This window comes from uncultured Pigmentiphaga sp., from assembly GCF_937950555.1.
In the GTDB taxonomy this organism is placed as follows: domain Bacteria; phylum Pseudomonadota; class Gammaproteobacteria; order Burkholderiales; family Burkholderiaceae_B; genus Pigmentiphaga.
Genome location: NZ_CALFCW010000022.1, coordinates 117379 through 131813, shown reverse-complemented (window position 1 = coordinate 131813; position 14435 = coordinate 117379). Strand labels below are relative to the sequence as shown.

General features: G+C 64.6%; 12 protein-coding genes and 1 tRNA gene. 2 read left to right on the top strand and 11 right to left on the bottom strand.

The features are described from left to right. The first annotated feature begins 47 nt into the window (after positions 1–47). Both Q0319_RS06080 and Q0319_RS06075 read left to right on the top strand, forming a co-directional pair. The gene (locus Q0319_RS06080; protein WP_296467791.1) at positions 48–230 is read left to right on the top strand and encodes a hypothetical protein; all 183 of its coding nucleotides are present in this window, start codon (positions 48–50) and stop codon (positions 228–230) included. A 287-nt stretch (positions 231–517) separates the two neighbouring features. After that, positions 518–1489 (top strand): aromatic alcohol reductase, encoded by a 972-nt coding sequence (locus Q0319_RS06075; protein WP_296467790.1) that lies wholly within the window; start codon positions 518–520, stop codon positions 1487–1489. 81 nt (positions 1490–1570) lie between these two features. On the opposite strand, the gene Q0319_RS06070 is transcribed toward Q0319_RS06075, so the two are convergent. The 11 genes from Q0319_RS06070 to glmM all read right to left on the bottom strand — a co-directional run bounded on the left by Q0319_RS06070 (position 1571) and on the right by glmM (position 14425). Continuing rightward, positions 1571–1647: transfer RNA gene (locus Q0319_RS06070), tRNA-Pro, on the bottom strand. Further along, positions 1638–2225, bottom strand: a complete 588-nt coding sequence (pgaD, locus tag Q0319_RS06065) for a poly-beta-1,6-N-acetyl-D-glucosamine biosynthesis protein PgaD (protein WP_296467788.1) — start codon at positions 2223–2225, stop codon at positions 1638–1640. Before pgaD ends, Q0319_RS06070 begins: the two co-directional genes overlap by 10 nt. After that, positions 2222–3559, bottom strand: a complete 1338-nt coding sequence (pgaC, locus tag Q0319_RS06060; RefSeq protein WP_299451436.1) for a poly-beta-1,6-N-acetyl-D-glucosamine synthase — start codon at positions 3557–3559, stop codon at positions 2222–2224. The genes pgaD and pgaC overlap by 4 nt, the downstream gene beginning before the upstream one ends. Continuing rightward, complete coding sequence (pgaB, locus tag Q0319_RS06055; protein ID WP_299451435.1) at positions 3556–5568, bottom strand: poly-beta-1,6-N-acetyl-D-glucosamine N-deacetylase PgaB; 2013 nt, start codon at positions 5566–5568, stop codon at positions 3556–3558. Before pgaB ends, pgaC begins: the two co-directional genes overlap by 4 nt. Positions 5569–5578: 10 nt before the next feature. Next, positions 5579–7891, bottom strand: a complete 2313-nt coding sequence (pgaA, locus tag Q0319_RS06050; protein ID WP_299451434.1) for a poly-beta-1,6 N-acetyl-D-glucosamine export porin PgaA — start codon at positions 7889–7891, stop codon at positions 5579–5581. A gap of 234 nt (positions 7892–8125) precedes the next feature. After that, positions 8126–8902, bottom strand: coding sequence for a phosphate ABC transporter ATP-binding protein PstB (pstB, locus tag Q0319_RS06045; protein WP_296467778.1), 777 nt, complete (start codon positions 8900–8902; stop codon positions 8126–8128). Positions 8903–8933: 31 nt separating this feature from the next. Beyond that, entirely contained in the window at positions 8934–9791 is an 858-nt protein-coding gene (pstA, locus tag Q0319_RS06040) for a phosphate ABC transporter permease PstA (RefSeq protein ID WP_299451433.1), read from the bottom strand. A 9-nt stretch (positions 9792–9800) separates the two neighbouring features. Next, entirely contained in the window at positions 9801–10826 is a 1026-nt protein-coding gene (gene pstC, locus Q0319_RS06035; protein WP_299451432.1) for a phosphate ABC transporter permease subunit PstC, read from the bottom strand. Positions 10827–10931: 105 nt separating this feature from the next. Beyond that, positions 10932–11972, bottom strand: a complete 1041-nt coding sequence (pstS, locus tag Q0319_RS06030) for a phosphate ABC transporter substrate-binding protein PstS (protein WP_299451431.1) — start codon at positions 11970–11972, stop codon at positions 10932–10934. A gap of 132 nt (positions 11973–12104) precedes the next feature. Beyond that, complete coding sequence (locus Q0319_RS06025) at positions 12105–12908, bottom strand: GNAT family N-acyltransferase (protein WP_299451430.1); 804 nt, start codon at positions 12906–12908, stop codon at positions 12105–12107. 176 nt (positions 12909–13084) lie between these two features. Continuing rightward, the gene (glmM, locus tag Q0319_RS06020) at positions 13085–14425 is read right to left on the bottom strand and encodes a phosphoglucosamine mutase (protein WP_296469508.1); all 1341 of its coding nucleotides are present in this window, start codon (positions 14423–14425) and stop codon (positions 13085–13087) included. Positions 14426–14435: the final 10 nt, after the last annotated feature.

Below are 14435 nucleotides of genomic sequence, written 5' to 3'. Positions count from 1 at the left end.
GTGATTTCCGAGGATCATCCGGCGCCGCCGGACAGCGAGGAATACTCATGGACGACATCTGGAAAGTCGTGGCAGCCCTGCTTTACGCCGTCGTCATCTGCGTGCCGGCGGGGCGAATACTCAAGCGCACCGGCCACGCTGGGTGGTGGGCGCTGCTCTTGCTCGTGCCCTTCGTCAACCTGGTGGCCTACTGGTTCTTTGCCTTCAAGAAATGGCCGAACGGGCAATGAACCTCCTGCGCCCGAACCTGGCCGAAGCGTTCTCCGACGCGGTCCAGTAAGCCTTCCCTGCCTGCCGTTCCCGGCGCTGCCTGGCAGCGTGCCGTTGCGTGTACGCTGCCGGCGGCAGTGCGCTGCGTGATTATTCGGGATCCTGCAATTCCAAAACCCGACAGCGCACCTATGTCGATGATGTCTACTACCGCAAACTTGCGGGGGCGACTTATGCGTTCGTCGATCGATCGCTGACAAGTGCCAAGAGTAGACCCCTCCTTTCCCTCTCATCAAGGAACATCGACATGCACACGGATGCAAAGGCTGCCGGCGCGAGTGCCCTGGCCAAGGACGTTGAACCAGACGCGACCAAAGTCGACCTGCGCGACATCTTGGTGCTCGGCGCTGGCCAGCTCGGCATGGCGGTCATAAGAGCGCTTGCTCCCCACGTACAAGCCGCCCGCGAACGGCTGACGGTGCTCGTGTCGCCGCAGACGGTCAACTCCGCGGACGACCCGACGCTCGCCGCCCTACGCAAGCTTGGCGTCGACGTGGTGGGCCAGGACCTCGTGGCGGACGAGCAAACGCTAACCAGCGTTTTCAAACGCTTCAGGACGGTCGTGAATTGCACGGGCTTCGTGGCCGGCCCGGGCACCCAATTGAAGATCACCCGCGCGGTATTCGCAGCAGGAGTGAAGCGGTACTTCCCGTGGCAGTTCGGTGTCGATTATGACGTCGTTGGCCGGGGCAGCGGACAACCTGTGTTCGACGAGCAGTACGAGGTTCGGGGATTGTTGCGTGGCCAGAGCCGTACCGAGTGGGTGATCGTCTCGACCGGCATGTTCACCAGCTTCCTGTTCGAGCCGTCGTTTGACGTCGTTGACCTCGAACGCCGGACGATCCATGGGCTCGGCAGTTGGGAGACGAAGGTCACGGTCACGACGCCGGAAGATATCGGAAAACTCACCACGCACATACTGCTTGCCGAACCACGCATCGCCAACCAGGTCGTCTTCGTGGCGGGGGACACCCTTTCCTATGGAGAGCTCGCAGAGCGGGTCGAGCGCGTCACCGGTGTCTCGTTCGAAAAGACGGTATGGACCCTCGACAAGCTGCGCGCCGACCTGGCGGCCGCTCCCGATGACGTCATGACCCGTTACCGCGCGGCGTTCGCCCAGGGCGATGGCATGTGGTGGGACAAATCAAACACCTACAACGCACGCCATGGGATCGAGACCGTGGACGTGGAGGGCTACCTGCGCGCGCGGCTGGGCTGATATCTCACAGGCCTTGCTCAGGCGTGGGCCGCCAGGCAGCGCGAAGGCCTACAGGCAGGAAGCCGTCAGCCGGAGGTAGAGTGGTCGGGGCGGCGGGATTCGAACTCGCGACCCTCTGCTCCCAAAGCAGATGCGCTACCAGGCTGCGCTACGCCCCGATCGGCGACGATTGTACCTGAGTTTGAACTGCCTTCGCGCGGCTTGGGTCCCGGCCGGCGCCGGAATCGATGGGGATGGCCTCATCCCGGCGGCGAAATGCCGCGATGCGCCCCTCCGGCGTATGGTGCGCGACCACGATGCGGGCCCGCCTAAGCTCGGCGAGCTGCGCCGCTGCGATCCCGAAGTACTGCAGGAGCTGTTCGTCGCTCAGCGGAGGCGGATAGCGGCGCCGGCTCTCCCCCCGGAATCGCCACCAGTTGTAGCCGGCCCATCCGAATAGGATGAGGGCATTCACGATTGCGACGAGCGCGTAAATCAGCAGGGTGCGCATCGTAGGCAGCACCTCTTGCCAGAAAGGCACCGGGATGCCTGCCAAGCGTTCCTGCGCGAGGTTGACGATCCCGCGGCCGAACAAGATGATGAAAGCAACCCACGCAAGCGCGGTCAAGGCGACGTCCAGCCAATAGCGTGGGAGCGAGCGCCGTGTCCTGACGATCATGGTCGAGGCGTCGATGCGGGCCGGCAGCACGGCATGCCAGCCCGGTTTCGCCGGTGTGGTTTCAGCTGTCTTGCTCATGGATTCTCCCGTGCATGAATGCCCCGGTCGGGGCTCACCCAGCGCGCGCGCCGCCTCCTGGCCCGGAGCATCACCTTCGGGAAGCTGACGAGCGAGGTAAACAGGCTCAGCATCCAATAGGCCAAGGGGTACCAGATCACCCAATAAAGCGCCCTTGCCAGCCCGGGCTCATAACGGCGGTCGATGAAAAGGCTGACGGCGAACTGCGCCAGGCACGCCCCTGCCAGCACCAGTCCCGTGAAGGCGGGCGGAACCAAGGTCTCGATGTGGATATGCGCCGGTAACGCCACGAACTTGCCCAGAGCCCAGAGAATGATGGACATGGCGAATGCGAACGCCCAAAAGGTCGATAGACAGAACTCGAACACCAGCGGCCACAGGCGACGATGCCTCCAGCCCCAGATAGACTGGATGTTTTCCAGGAAGACCTCCGCCCCGCCCTGGGCCCAGCGCAGCCGCTGCCTCCACAATCCGCGGAAGGTTTCCGGCATCAAAATCCAGCACAGCGCGCGCGGCTCATAGAAGATGGACCAGTGGTCGCGCTGCAGCTTCCAGCTGATGTCGATGTCCTCCGTCACCATATCGAGGCCCCAGTACCCCGCGCGGTGCAAGGCCTGCCGCCGGAACGCAGCAACCACCCCTGATACGGTGAACACCTGTCCATAGACCCGCTGGGTGCGCTTGATCAGCCCGATGATGGAGGAAAACTCGCCCACCTGGACCTGGCCGATAAGCGTGGAGCGGGTCCGCACGCGCGGGTTGCCGGTCACGGCGCCGACGCGCGGATGAACGAGCATGGGATGCACGAGATAGGACACGGCGTCGGGATCGAGCATGGCATCCCCGTCGATGCACACCAGATACTCGCTGTTGGCCGCCAGCGCCCCCATGCGCAACGCCATCGCCTTGCCCTGGTTCTCGGCCAGGTGCACGACGCGAAGCCGCGGATGGCGGGAAGCAAGCTCGCCCAACATCTGCGCGGTTCCGTCCTGCGACCCGTCGTTGATGGCGATGACTTCTATGTTGGCGTAATTTTGGTTCAGCGCCGCAAGGATGGTCTGCTCACCATGCTCCGCCTCGTTAAAGCATGGAACTAGGATGCTCACCAGCGGGCGGCCGGGCAGCTCGGGCACGGCGCCCGGATCGTTCCAGCGCCACTGCCGCTCCCGGTGCCACCAGAAATACAGGCCGCCGGCCATCCAGACGCCCGCCATGAAGAGCGGATAGAAGAAAACGAAATCGAGCAGCACATCGCCGGCGAGCGCGACGGCGATGCCGAACGGCGACACGACCGCCGCCATCAAGATCAAGAAGGCCAGAATGCGATCGTTCATCGGTAGGGATACCAAGCGTTGGACAATGCAGGACGTATGACTTCCAGGCGCGGATGATCCTGGGCAAAGTCGTCGGGGTAGTACCCGAAATGCGGCGCGCCCCGGCGCTGGATGCGTTGCATCCAGCCCGCCAGCCGCGCCGGATCGACGGGGGCGTTGGACTTGCCCCAGTCGCGGCTCTGCAATTCGAAAATGGTCTTCTCGAGCGCACCGGGCCGCTTGGCGACCTCGTCGACCAGGCGGTCCAGCCACCGGTCGACCTGCGCCGCGGGCACTTTTTCCATGAGCGGCATGGCCATCGGCACGGTCCAGTCGTAAGCCGCGAGAAAGTCGTCGAGGTTCTGCGCGAACCAGGCCTCCGACTCCGGATGCAGGACCGGAGCAGCAAAGATGTTCCGTGCAGTCATGACCTGCGGGCCGCGGATGGCGCGCACGCGCGCCGCCAGCTCGGCGGTGAAGTCGATGAGGTAACGGCTCTTGAACCGCGTCCACCGCTGCAAGGTCCCGGCATCGGCGCGCAAGGCCGGGATCGAATCCGGCAGCCCTGCCGCGCGATAGATCGCAATCGCCGCTTCGCCCGCATCCTCGTCGTCCGCCAGGATCGCGTCGTCGTGAAAGAGGATGCCGTCGAATATCGCGTGATAGGCCAGGTCCTCGTAGAGCGCGCCGATCCGGGCCCGCACCTCGGGCGAGAACGGAGACAAGCGACGGTATTGCTTGGCGTCCACCACCGCCCCGTGCTCCGGCGACCACCTCGCCACCCTGGGCAACGCCGGGTCGAGATCGAAGGCAAGCACAGGCATCCAAGCGAACACCGCCACTTGGGCGCGCGTGCGCAATTGCCAGGCGGCTCGGCCGAAAAGGTCGGCGCGCACCGGCAACAGGCGGTTGGGGAAATAAACCGACCGCACCAGGCCGTCGCCGGCAGGATCCGCGAATGCCTGCAGGAACACGGCCGAGATCTGCATGTCGGCGATGCGCTGCACGAGCGCGCCGAGATTGCGCTCCATTTGCGCCGGATCAGGATCGTAGACGTAATCCAAGTCCACATGCGCGACGCGCATGTGCTTGACGTTCTGGATCCCTACGATGGCGTTGGCGACGTTCTCCGTGGAAGCTTCGCCCGACAGCAGCACGCGCGGCGTCGACATGAGGCGGTCAACCCGGCCCAGGCCGGCGTCTAGCGTCAACGCGAGCTCGTAGCCGTCCTCCGCGACGATCTTCAGGGCGGCGCCCTGCGCCGCGCCATAAGGCCACACCCACACTCGCGGCGCCTTGCCGGTGACGCGCCGGATTGTTTCGGTGATGCGGGAGACATCCCGGGCGATGCGCCCGGCGTACTGCCCGGGGCGCTCGTAGGTTCCGCTCGTGCCGTCATAGGTGAGTGCGGCTGCGGCCGGCAGTTCGCTGCCCTGGGGATTGGCGCGCACGCCGTGGTGCAAGTCGTCGGTATGTGCGCCGATCTCCACGAGGCCAGAGCGCGACATCTCCGCGACCTGTTCCCAAGTGAGGAACATCTCGCGTGGTACCGGCTCTCCGCCGAAGTTCACGTCCCGATCAGCGGGCGTGTCGATCCACGCGCCCACGGGGGCGAGCACGGCAGGCCAGCCGTAAGCCTTGAGTATCGGGAAAACGCGGGTATAAAAGCTGCGGTAGCCGTCGTCGAACGTCAGTAGCACCGCTCGTGGGGGCAAGGGCGGGCCGCCCCGATGCGCTTGCAGGACCTGATCGACCGAGACCGCGCGATAGCCGTTCTCGCGCAGCCAGGCCAATTGCTCGATGAACTGGTCGGTGCGCACCGAGACGTACTTCAGATTCGGCGTCCCGTCCTCGATATGGTGATAGGCCAACGCGAGCAGCCGGTCCTCAGGCCAAGGCAGCTCCGATGCCGCGACCGGGCGTTCTGCGGGCGGAACGAATCGGGGAATGTCCTTCGCGCAGCCGGCCAGGCAGGTGCATGCCGCAACCGCCATCGCGGCCAGCACCAGGCGAAAACGAACCACATGCATCGTCTTGCTCTCAGAACCGGTAAATCACATCGAACATGAGCCGCCACTCCCGCTCGCGCGTCCCGTCGTAGGGACGCGTCATGCCGACCAGCGTGGCGCCCGCCTCGAACACATCCCGGGTGCGGTAACGCTGCCCGTAGCTGACCACGCCCACCGCGCCGGAGCCGAAACCGCGCTGCGCATAGCTGCCCAGCGCGACGGAGGCACGTTGCTCCCAAACCGTCTCGTAGCGGCGGTAAAGAATATGGTTGACCGTCACTGACGGCAGGAACGTGAAATCGCGGCGCGGATTGAAGTAAGGTGCGTCGGTGCGCGTATTGCGCGACGCCGCCAGCTCCAGCCCCAGATCGACTTTCACGTGGGGGCTCGTATACAAGCGCTCGCTGCCCGCCAACACCACCGTCAGCCGATCATTGCCGTCGCTGAACCGGGCGGGCGCGAGGGACAGCCTCCACTCCCGGCGCTCGCTTTCGCGCCACCGCACATAGCCGAGCAACGAATTGGAGAAAATACCGTGGTGCAGGGCCCGCAGCGGCGTATCGCGCGACCGCAAGGCTGCCTCGCCGCCGAGCTGCCAATGGTCGTCGACGTCGTAGGCGAGCGAGACGCGGGCGCCTCGCCGGACGCCGAAGCCATAGTGATTGAGCGACAACTCTGCCTCGGCAGTGAGATCGCGCCCGCGCCACTCTGCCCCCGCGCGCACCCAACGATAATCGCCACGCCCCTCGAGGAACTTCCCCGTGGAGAATCCTACCCCGCCGAAAGCGCGCCAGTTGTAATGGCGCGGCGCAGAGTACAAAACGGTGTCGAACCCCCAATTGCCGCGGCCCGTCACCGGCCCTGTCGACGACAGGCCGGTGTAGGCGGAGGTCCGCCACTCCGCCATGTTATGGACATCCCAAACACGCGCCAGGCGCTGGACCGATAGATTCTCAGGAAAGCGCGCGGACGTATCCGCGCTGAGCAGCTCTGCCTGCCGCCATTCGCGCAACGCCATGGCAGCGAAACCCTGGGCCGTTTCGACGCCGACGTCGCGCGGCGCGAGCGTCTCCGCCAACTTGAGCTCGGATTCGGCGCGCCGCGGCCATCCGCGCCCGAGGTAGACTGAGGCGAGTCCCACGCGCAGGCCTACATTGCCCGGCGCGAGATTCGTCATGGCATGCAACCGCTTTTGCGCTTCAACGGTGTCGTCGCCGTAGTAATGCAGCATCGCGGCCGTCTGGTCGGCCTGCAACCGCGCCTCATTCGGAAAACGCTTGGGACTGCCGGGTAAGGTTCTCCAGGGCGCATGCTGGGACGGCCGCTCACGCGCCCAATCGAACGCCGGATCGAAATCCTCTTCTTCGATCGACGCGTACGCCAGGCCAATCTCGCCAGACAGGATCGCGTCATCGCCACGCTCGTCGACCAGCTGCGAATAAATCTCCCGCGCCTCCTCGGGGCGGCGCAGGTAGAGATAGGCCGACGCCACGCTCGACAGGGCGTAGCCGGGCACCTTTACGCCTTCGTCACGCAGCGCCTCATATTCGGCCACCACGTCCTGCATGCGCACGCGCGCGTGCAAGGCCAGCAGGCGATCGACCCGGATCCGCCGGACGTCCTCCGCCGCCTCCGGTCCCAGCGCCCGCCAGGCCGACAGCAGCTCTTCGTAGCGGGCGAGCGCGCGGTCGGCAACGGCAAAGCGCTCGCTTTCACTGCGTGAAGGCAGGGATGCAAGCCGGGTCAACTCCGCGGCGACATCTCCCTCCAACCGACGCATCTGCGCCGGCGTCAGCAAGCCGGGATGCTGGCGCGCCAGCCTCAGTGCGGGTTCGGGCATGCCAGCGCGCTGCCAGGAGAGGATGCGCTCCCTGGTTACGTAAGGACGCTGGGGCGCCAATTCGTAGGCTTGCTCGACGGGGCCAAGCGCGGCATAGGGACCCTCGGCACGCAGGTCGGCGTAGGCGAGCACCAGATGGGCGTCGGGATCGCCTGCATTGCGGCGCACCAGCGCGCGGGCGCGCTCCAGGGCCTCCTCGGCGCGGCCGGCGTCGGCCAGGGTCATGATCTCGCCGTGCTCGAACGCTGCGACGCCCGGATAGCTCCTCACCCCTTGCCTGAACAAGGAGAGAGCCTCTTCCCAGCGCCGCTCGTCGCGCTGGGCCCGTGCCTCCCGCAACAGGGAGTGGTACACATCGCCCTGCGCATGGGCACACGGCAAGATGAGACAGAGTAAAGCCAACGATAGGCTAAACGTGTATCGACGCGGCCGGCTCAAGGGAGAGATGCGCAAGCGTTGCTCCCCCAGCGAAGTCGGACGCGACGCTTCGGGCAAGAACAACATGGACCGCCTTAAAGGATGAGCATCCGCGCGACCGGAGCACCTGCCGGTCGCCTTACCTTGACATGTGTGAAGGATCGATACGGCTTGAGCGGAACAGCGTTGCCCGCCAGGGACGCACAGGCGCGAGCCGCCATCCTATCGAAGGCGGAATTCCACCATCGATCGAGCCTAGGGGCGAAGCGTTGTTGAGATTTGTTGACGATCAGGTTCAGGGCGCCGGCCTCCCGGCTCCACTCACCCGAACCGGCCGGTGATGTAGTCCTCGGTGGCCTTCTTGGTCGGCTTGATGAAAATTTGCTCGGTCGCGCCAAACTCGACCAGTTCGCCCAGGTACATGTAGGCGGTGTAGTCCGAGCAACGCGCCGCCTGCTGCATGTTGTGGGTGACGATGACCACCGTGTAATCGTTCTTCAGTTCGGCGATCAGCTCTTCGATCTTGGCGGTGGAGATGGGGTCCAGGGCGGAGCACGGCTCGTCGAGCAGGAGCACCTCGGGCTTGATGGCGATGCCGCGCGCGATGCACAGGCGCTGCTGTTGGCCGCCAGACAGGCTGTAGCCGCTCTGGCGCAGCTTGGTCTTGACCTCTTCCCACAATGCAGCCTTGGTCAGCGCCCATTCCACGCGCTCGTCCATTTCACCCTTGCTCAGGTTCTCGAACAGGCGCACTCCGAAGGCGATGTTGTCGTAAATGCTCATCGGGAAGGGCGTGGGCTTCTGGAAGACCATCCCCACCTTGGCGCGGATGAGCGAGATGTCCATCTTGGACGTCAGTAGATTCTCGCCATCCATGTTGATCTCTCCCTCGGCGCGCTGGTCCGGATAGAGCTCGAACATGCGGTTGAACGTGCGCAGCAACGTGGACTTGCCACATCCGGAAGGCCCGATGAATGCCGTGACTTTTTTTTCTGGGATGCGCATGTTGATGTTGCGCAGGGCATGGAACTTCCCATAGTAGAAGTTCAGGTTCTTGACCTCTAGCTTGGGGGCGGGAATGTTGGCAGCGTTTTCCATGACGGATCCAGTAAGGCGCGCAGCGTGCGTTTCAGGCGGCATGCTTGCGGAACAGCAGGCGGGCGACGATGTTGATGGCCAGCACGAGCAGCGTGATCAGCGCCGCGCCTGCCCAGGCCAGCCGCTGCCAGTCGGCGAACGGGCTCATCGCGAACTGGAAGATCGTGACCGGCAGGTTGGCCATGGGCGCGTTCATGTTGAACGACAGGAACTGGTTGTTCAGTGCGGTAAACAGCAGCGGCGCCGTCTCGCCGGAGATGCGCGCCACCGCGAGCAGCACGCCGGTGATGATGCCGGACCGTGCCGCGCGATAGCAGACCATGGTGATCATCTTCCACCGGGGGCACCCCAGGGCAATACAAGCTTCGCGCAAACTGTTCGGCACCAGCCTGAGCATGTCGTCGGTCGTGCGCACCACGACGGGAATAACGATGACCGCCAGGGCCAGCGTGCCTGCCCACCCGGAGAAATGCTGGAGGCGCGCGACGAACACGCTGTAGATGAAAAGCCCGATCACGATGGAGGGCGCGGACAGCAGCACGTCGTTGATGAAGCGCGTGGTGGGCGCGAGCCACCCGCGCCCGCCGTATTCTGCGAGATAGGTGCCCGCCAAGATGCCGATGGGCGTACCGATGAGCGTCCCCATGCCGGCCATCATGACGCTACCCAGCAACGCGTTGAGCAGTCCTCCGTCCTCGCCGGGGGGCGGGGTAATCTGGGTGAATAGCGTGAGCGACATGGCCGCCGCGCCTTTGGTGAGCAGGGTCAGGATGATCCAGAACAACCAGAATAGGCCGAACACCAGCGCAGCGGCGGAAAACGCCAGCATCACCTTGTTGACCAGCCTGCGACGGCGGTAGACGGGGTTCTGCATGGAAATGACGGGCATCTCGACTCCTCAGGTCCGGACCCCTTCGTTCTTCGCCAGGCGCATCAATAGCAGCTTCGAGCAGGCAAGCACGATAGTGGTGATGAGGAAGAGGATCAGGCCAAGTTCGATCAGCGCCGACAAATGCACCTCGTCCGAGGCTTCGGCGAATTCATTGGCCAGCGCCGAAGCGATCGAGTTGCCCGGCGCAAACAGCGAACCGGAGAGCCGGTAGGCATTGCCGATCACGAAGGTGACGGCCATGGTCTCGCCCAGCGCGCGCCCCAAGCCGAGCATGATGCCGCCGACGACCCCGACCTTGGTGAATGGCAACACCACGCGGGAAACCACCTCCCAGGTGGTTGCACCGAGGCCGTAGGCCGACTCTTTCAGCATGGGAGGCACGAGCTCGAACACGTCGCGCATGACCGCCGTGATGAAGGGAACGATCATCACCGCCAGAATCATGCCCGCGGTGAATACGCCTATGCCGAAGGCCGGCCCCTGGAACAGGATGCCCGCTCCCGGAAGATGGCCCAACACGGCGATGAGAAACGGTTGGACGTATTGCTTGAACAGCGGCGCAAAAACGAACAGGCCCCACATGCCGTAGATGATGGAGGGAATGGCCGCCAGCATCTCGATGGCGGTGCCCAGCGGTCGGCGCAGCCAACCGGGAGCCAGTTCGGTGAGGAACAACGCGATGCCGAAAGACACCGGCACGGCGACCAGGAGCGCGATGGCCGAGGTGACCAGCGTGCCGACGATGGGCACCAGCGCGCCGTATTCATTGTTGACCGGATCCCATTCCGAGGACCATAGGAACGAAAAACCGTACTTCTCGAGGGTGAGCCGGCTACCCGCCACGAGCGAGATCAAGATGGCCGCCAACAGGCTCAGCACGGCAAACGCGAAAAACCGCGTCAGATGTTTGAACAACGCGTCCACGGTCGCGTTACGGTTTTTCTTCATCGCAGGCGTGTTCTCGGTAATGGCGGCTGCGGGGGACGATTTTCCCCGGATCACGCCCGCAATGTTATCAAGGACCGCGCTCATGCAAATTCCGGAAAGGGAGAAACGGATGAGGGGAACACCGGCGCAAGAAGCGGGGCGGGCGCTTGGAGCCCGCCCCGTTCTGCCGGGCATGCCCGGCGACAGGCATTAGTACAGCGGCTTGCCCTCGGTGTCCTTGATCTCGGCCTTCCACAGTGCGCGGATCTGTTCCGTCACGGCATCGGGCAACGCCACATAGTCCAGGGCGGACGCGGCACTGCGGCCGTTCTTGAAGGCCCAATCGAAGAACTTCAGCACCTCGGCGCCTTGGGCAGGCTTGCCCTGCACTTTATGCATGAGGATGAAGGTTGCGCTGGTAATGGGCCAGCTCTTGTCGCCGGGCTCATCGTTCAAGATGACGCCCATGCCCGGGGTACCCTTCCAGTCGGCGTTCGCGGCCGCGGCGGCGAACGTTGCCTCCTCGGGCTGCACGAACTTTCCTGCCCGGTTCTGGACCTGGCCGTGCGCCAGGTTGTTCTGCTTGGCGTACGCATACTCCACGTACCCGATGGCGCCCGGGAGCTGCTTGACGTAGTTGGCCACGCCCTCATTGCCCTTGCCGCCCTGCCCCACCGGCCATTTCACGGCCTTGCCCTCGCCCACCGAGGACTTCCATTCAGGCGAGACCTTAGACAGATAGTTGGTCCAGCCGAAAGTCGTGCCCGATCCATCCGAGCGGTGCACCACGATGATGTCTGTCGCCGGCAGCGTCGTGCCCGGGTTGAGCTTGGCAATGGCCTCGTCGTTCCACTTCTTGACCTTGCCCAGGAAGATGTCTGCCAGGAGCGCCCCCGTAAACTTGAGCTGCCCGGGTTGGATGCCCGGCAGGTTCACGACGGGCACGATCCCACCGATCACGGCCGGAAACTGCACCAGCCCATGCTTGGCCAGGTCCTCGCCTTTCATCGGGTCATCGGAGGCGCCAAAGTCCACCGTCTTGGCGATGATCTGCTTCTGCCCGCCACCCGAACCGATGGACTGGTAATTCACGGTCACCCCAGTGGCGGCCTTGTAGTCGGAAGCCCATTTGGCGTAGATGGGATAGGGGAACGAAGCGCCCGCACCGGTGATGCCGGCGGCGTGCACCGACCATGCGGCAACGCCCAGCGCGACACCCACCGAAACTCGCTTGAATAAGGAAGTCAACATTTGCAGATCCTCTGCGTTCGTGAAGGAGAACTCACTACGCAGGCAGATTACTGAGCAAATATGACATGACCGTGACAGTCCGACCCACGGGCCAGGAGACGGCGCAGGGCTCCACTCGAGGCCGCAACGCGGTTACGACCGCCTCGTCCCCTGCGATTCAAGCCCGAAGTGCCGCCTATAGCGGTTATCCAGTGCATCGATGGATAACAGCATGGGAAAGTCGGCGGTATTGAAGTCAGCGTCCCACGCGGGCTCGCCACACACGCGGGCGCCCGCCTTGAGATACCCCTTGATGAGCGGCGGCACGCGCGTGGGCAGGTTGCAATCGAGGCGCTCGACGGGCAGCCGATGCAGGGGCCGCACGCGCAGCTCCCGCGCCGCCTCGATGTGCGAAGCCACCGAACGATATACGCCGGCGGCGGTTGCGCCATCGTCGCGCAGGCTCACGCTCGCGCAGCCGAACACGTAGCGGTGGCCCGAACGGCGCAGGAATTCCGCCAATCCGGACCACAGCAGCATGATCACGGCACCGCTGCGGTAGTCCCGGTGCGTGCAGGAGCGGCCGAATTCGACCAGCTCGTTGCGGATGGGGGCGAGCCCCGCGAGATCGAATTCGGATTCGGAATAATAGCCCCCGGCCAGGCGTGCCTGCTCCGGACCGAGGATGCGGTAGGTGCCGACGACCCGGTCGTTATCGAGGTCCCGCACGATCAAATGCTCGCACCAGGGGTCGAACCGGTCTTCGTCGATGCCGTCGCAGGCGGTCGGAAACACGGCCCCCATGTCCTCGGTAAAGACTTCATAGCGCAGGCGCTGGGCTTGCCGCACTTCGTCCCAGGAACGCGCCAACCCGACAGCCAGGGCGGGGGTCTGGGTACCGTCATCAAGCGCGTCGGCGCCCCCTCGACACGCTTCGATGCGGGTGAATTCGAGCATATGCACACTCCTTGACAGGTGAGTCGAGTGTCGATGCTGTGCGTTTCACGTCATTGACAGAATAATGACGGCACCATGACGGCAACACAATACTCCTGCCGTGACGGAAACGCCTGCTTACGAAAACCCGCGATCGCTGCAAGGGCGCCGAGGCAGGCCGACTGCGTGAGCGGCCGCTAGCGCAAGCTGGCCGACAGGGCGTCCAGGCAAACGTCGACCACCGCTTCGTCCACGGCCTCCACCATCAGGCGCAGCTTGGGCTCGGTGCCCGACGCCCGGATCAGGACGCGGCCCTTCCCGTTGAGCCGCTGCTCGACCTCCTGCCTCGCCCGCGCGAGCCCTTCGTGGCTGCGCCAATTCAGGCCGGGCTCCAACGGAACGTTCACGAGCTTCTGGGGAAGCAAATGCAATCCGTCCAACAGTTCCGGGAGAGCCCTGCCCTGACGCTGCATAGCGGCAAGGATTTGCAGCGCAGCCACGATGCCGTCGCCCGTGGTGTGCCGATCCAGGCAGATCAGGTGCCCCGAACTCTCTCCCCCGTACAGCCAGCCGCGATTCTGGAGCATGGCCAAGACGTAGCGGTCGCCCACCTCTGCGCGGCCAAAGGGAATGCCGAGCTCATGCATGCGGCGCTCGAAGGCGAGGTTGGTCATGTGCGTGCCGGCCACCCCGGCGACCGGCCCCTGGCGCAGGCGATCGGCGACGATGACGTACAGCAGCTCATCGCCGTTGTAACGCCGGCCGCTGGCGTCCACCATCAACAAGCGATCGGCGTCCCCGTCCAGCGCGATGCCGAGGTCTGCCTTTTGCGCCACGACGGCATCGGCCAGGGCATCCAGATGAGTTGCCCCCACCCCGTCGTTAATGTTCAGGCCGTTCGGCGCGCACCCGATGCACGTGACGGTCGCGCCCAGCTCTTCGAACACGCTGGGGGCGATGTGATAGGCGGCACCGTGCGCGGCATCGACCACGATTTTCAAGCCGGACAGGTCGAGGTCGCTCGGGAAGCCGCTCTTGCAAAATTCGATGTAACGCCCCGCCGCATCGTTCAGGCGCTTGGCCCGGCCCAGCTTCTCCGACGACACGCAGCCGACGGGCTCGCCCAGCGCCGCTTCGACGCGCAGCTCGACCTCGTCGGGCAGCTTCATCCCGGTGGAGGAGAAAAACTTGATGCCGTTGTCGTAGTAAGGATTGTGCGATGCACTAATCACGATGCCGGCCGCCAGGCGCAACGCCCGGGTCAAGTAGGCGATGGCCGGCGTCGGCAGCGGGCCGGCCAGCAAGACGTCAATGCCCGCCGCCGACAGCCCCGCCTCGAGCGCGGATTCCAGCATATACCCCGATATGCGCGTATCCTTGCCAATGAGGACGATGGGGCGCCCGCCCTCCCTGTGGTCGGCGGTCAGCACCACGCCCGCGGCGTAGCCGAGGCGCAGGGCGAATTCGGCATTGATCACGCGGGACCCAACCTTGCCGCGTATGCCGTCGGTTCCGAAATATTCCCGTTTTCCTGCCATCATTGGTGGC

Bases quoted from the DNA above. Each gene is read 5' to 3' on its own strand.
- Q0319_RS06080 (WP_296467791.1), top strand. From the start codon at position 48: ATGGACGACATCTGGAAAGTCGTGGCAGCCCTGCTTTACGCCGTCGTC.
- Q0319_RS06075 (WP_296467790.1), top strand. From the start codon at position 518: ATGCACACGGATGCAAAGGCTGCCGGCGCGAGTGCCCTGGCCAAGGAC.
- pgaD (WP_296467788.1), bottom strand. From the start codon at position 2,225: ATGAGCAAGACAGCTGAAACCACACCGGCGAAACCGGGCTGGCATGCC.
- pgaC (WP_299451436.1), bottom strand. From the start codon at position 3,559: ATGAACGATCGCATTCTGGCCTTCTTGATCTTGATGGCGGCGGTCGTG.
- pgaB (WP_299451435.1), bottom strand. From the start codon at position 5,568: ATGCATGTGGTTCGTTTTCGCCTGGTGCTGGCCGCGATGGCGGTTGCG.
- pgaA (WP_299451434.1), bottom strand. From the start codon at position 7,891: ATGTTGTTCTTGCCCGAAGCGTCGCGTCCGACTTCGCTGGGGGAGCAA.
- pstB (WP_296467778.1), bottom strand. From the start codon at position 8,902: ATGGAAAACGCTGCCAACATTCCCGCCCCCAAGCTAGAGGTCAAGAAC.
- pstA (WP_299451433.1), bottom strand. From the start codon at position 9,791: ATGCCCGTCATTTCCATGCAGAACCCCGTCTACCGCCGTCGCAGGCTG.
- pstC (WP_299451432.1), bottom strand. From the start codon at position 10,826: ATGAGCGCGGTCCTTGATAACATTGCGGGCGTGATCCGGGGAAAATCG.
- pstS (WP_299451431.1), bottom strand. From the start codon at position 11,972: ATGTTGACTTCCTTATTCAAGCGAGTTTCGGTGGGTGTCGCGCTGGGC.
- Q0319_RS06025 (WP_299451430.1), bottom strand. From the start codon at position 12,908: ATGCTCGAATTCACCCGCATCGAAGCGTGTCGAGGGGGCGCCGACGCG.
- glmM (WP_296469508.1), bottom strand. From the start codon at position 14,425: ATGGCAGGAAAACGGGAATATTTCGGAACCGACGGCATACGCGGCAAG.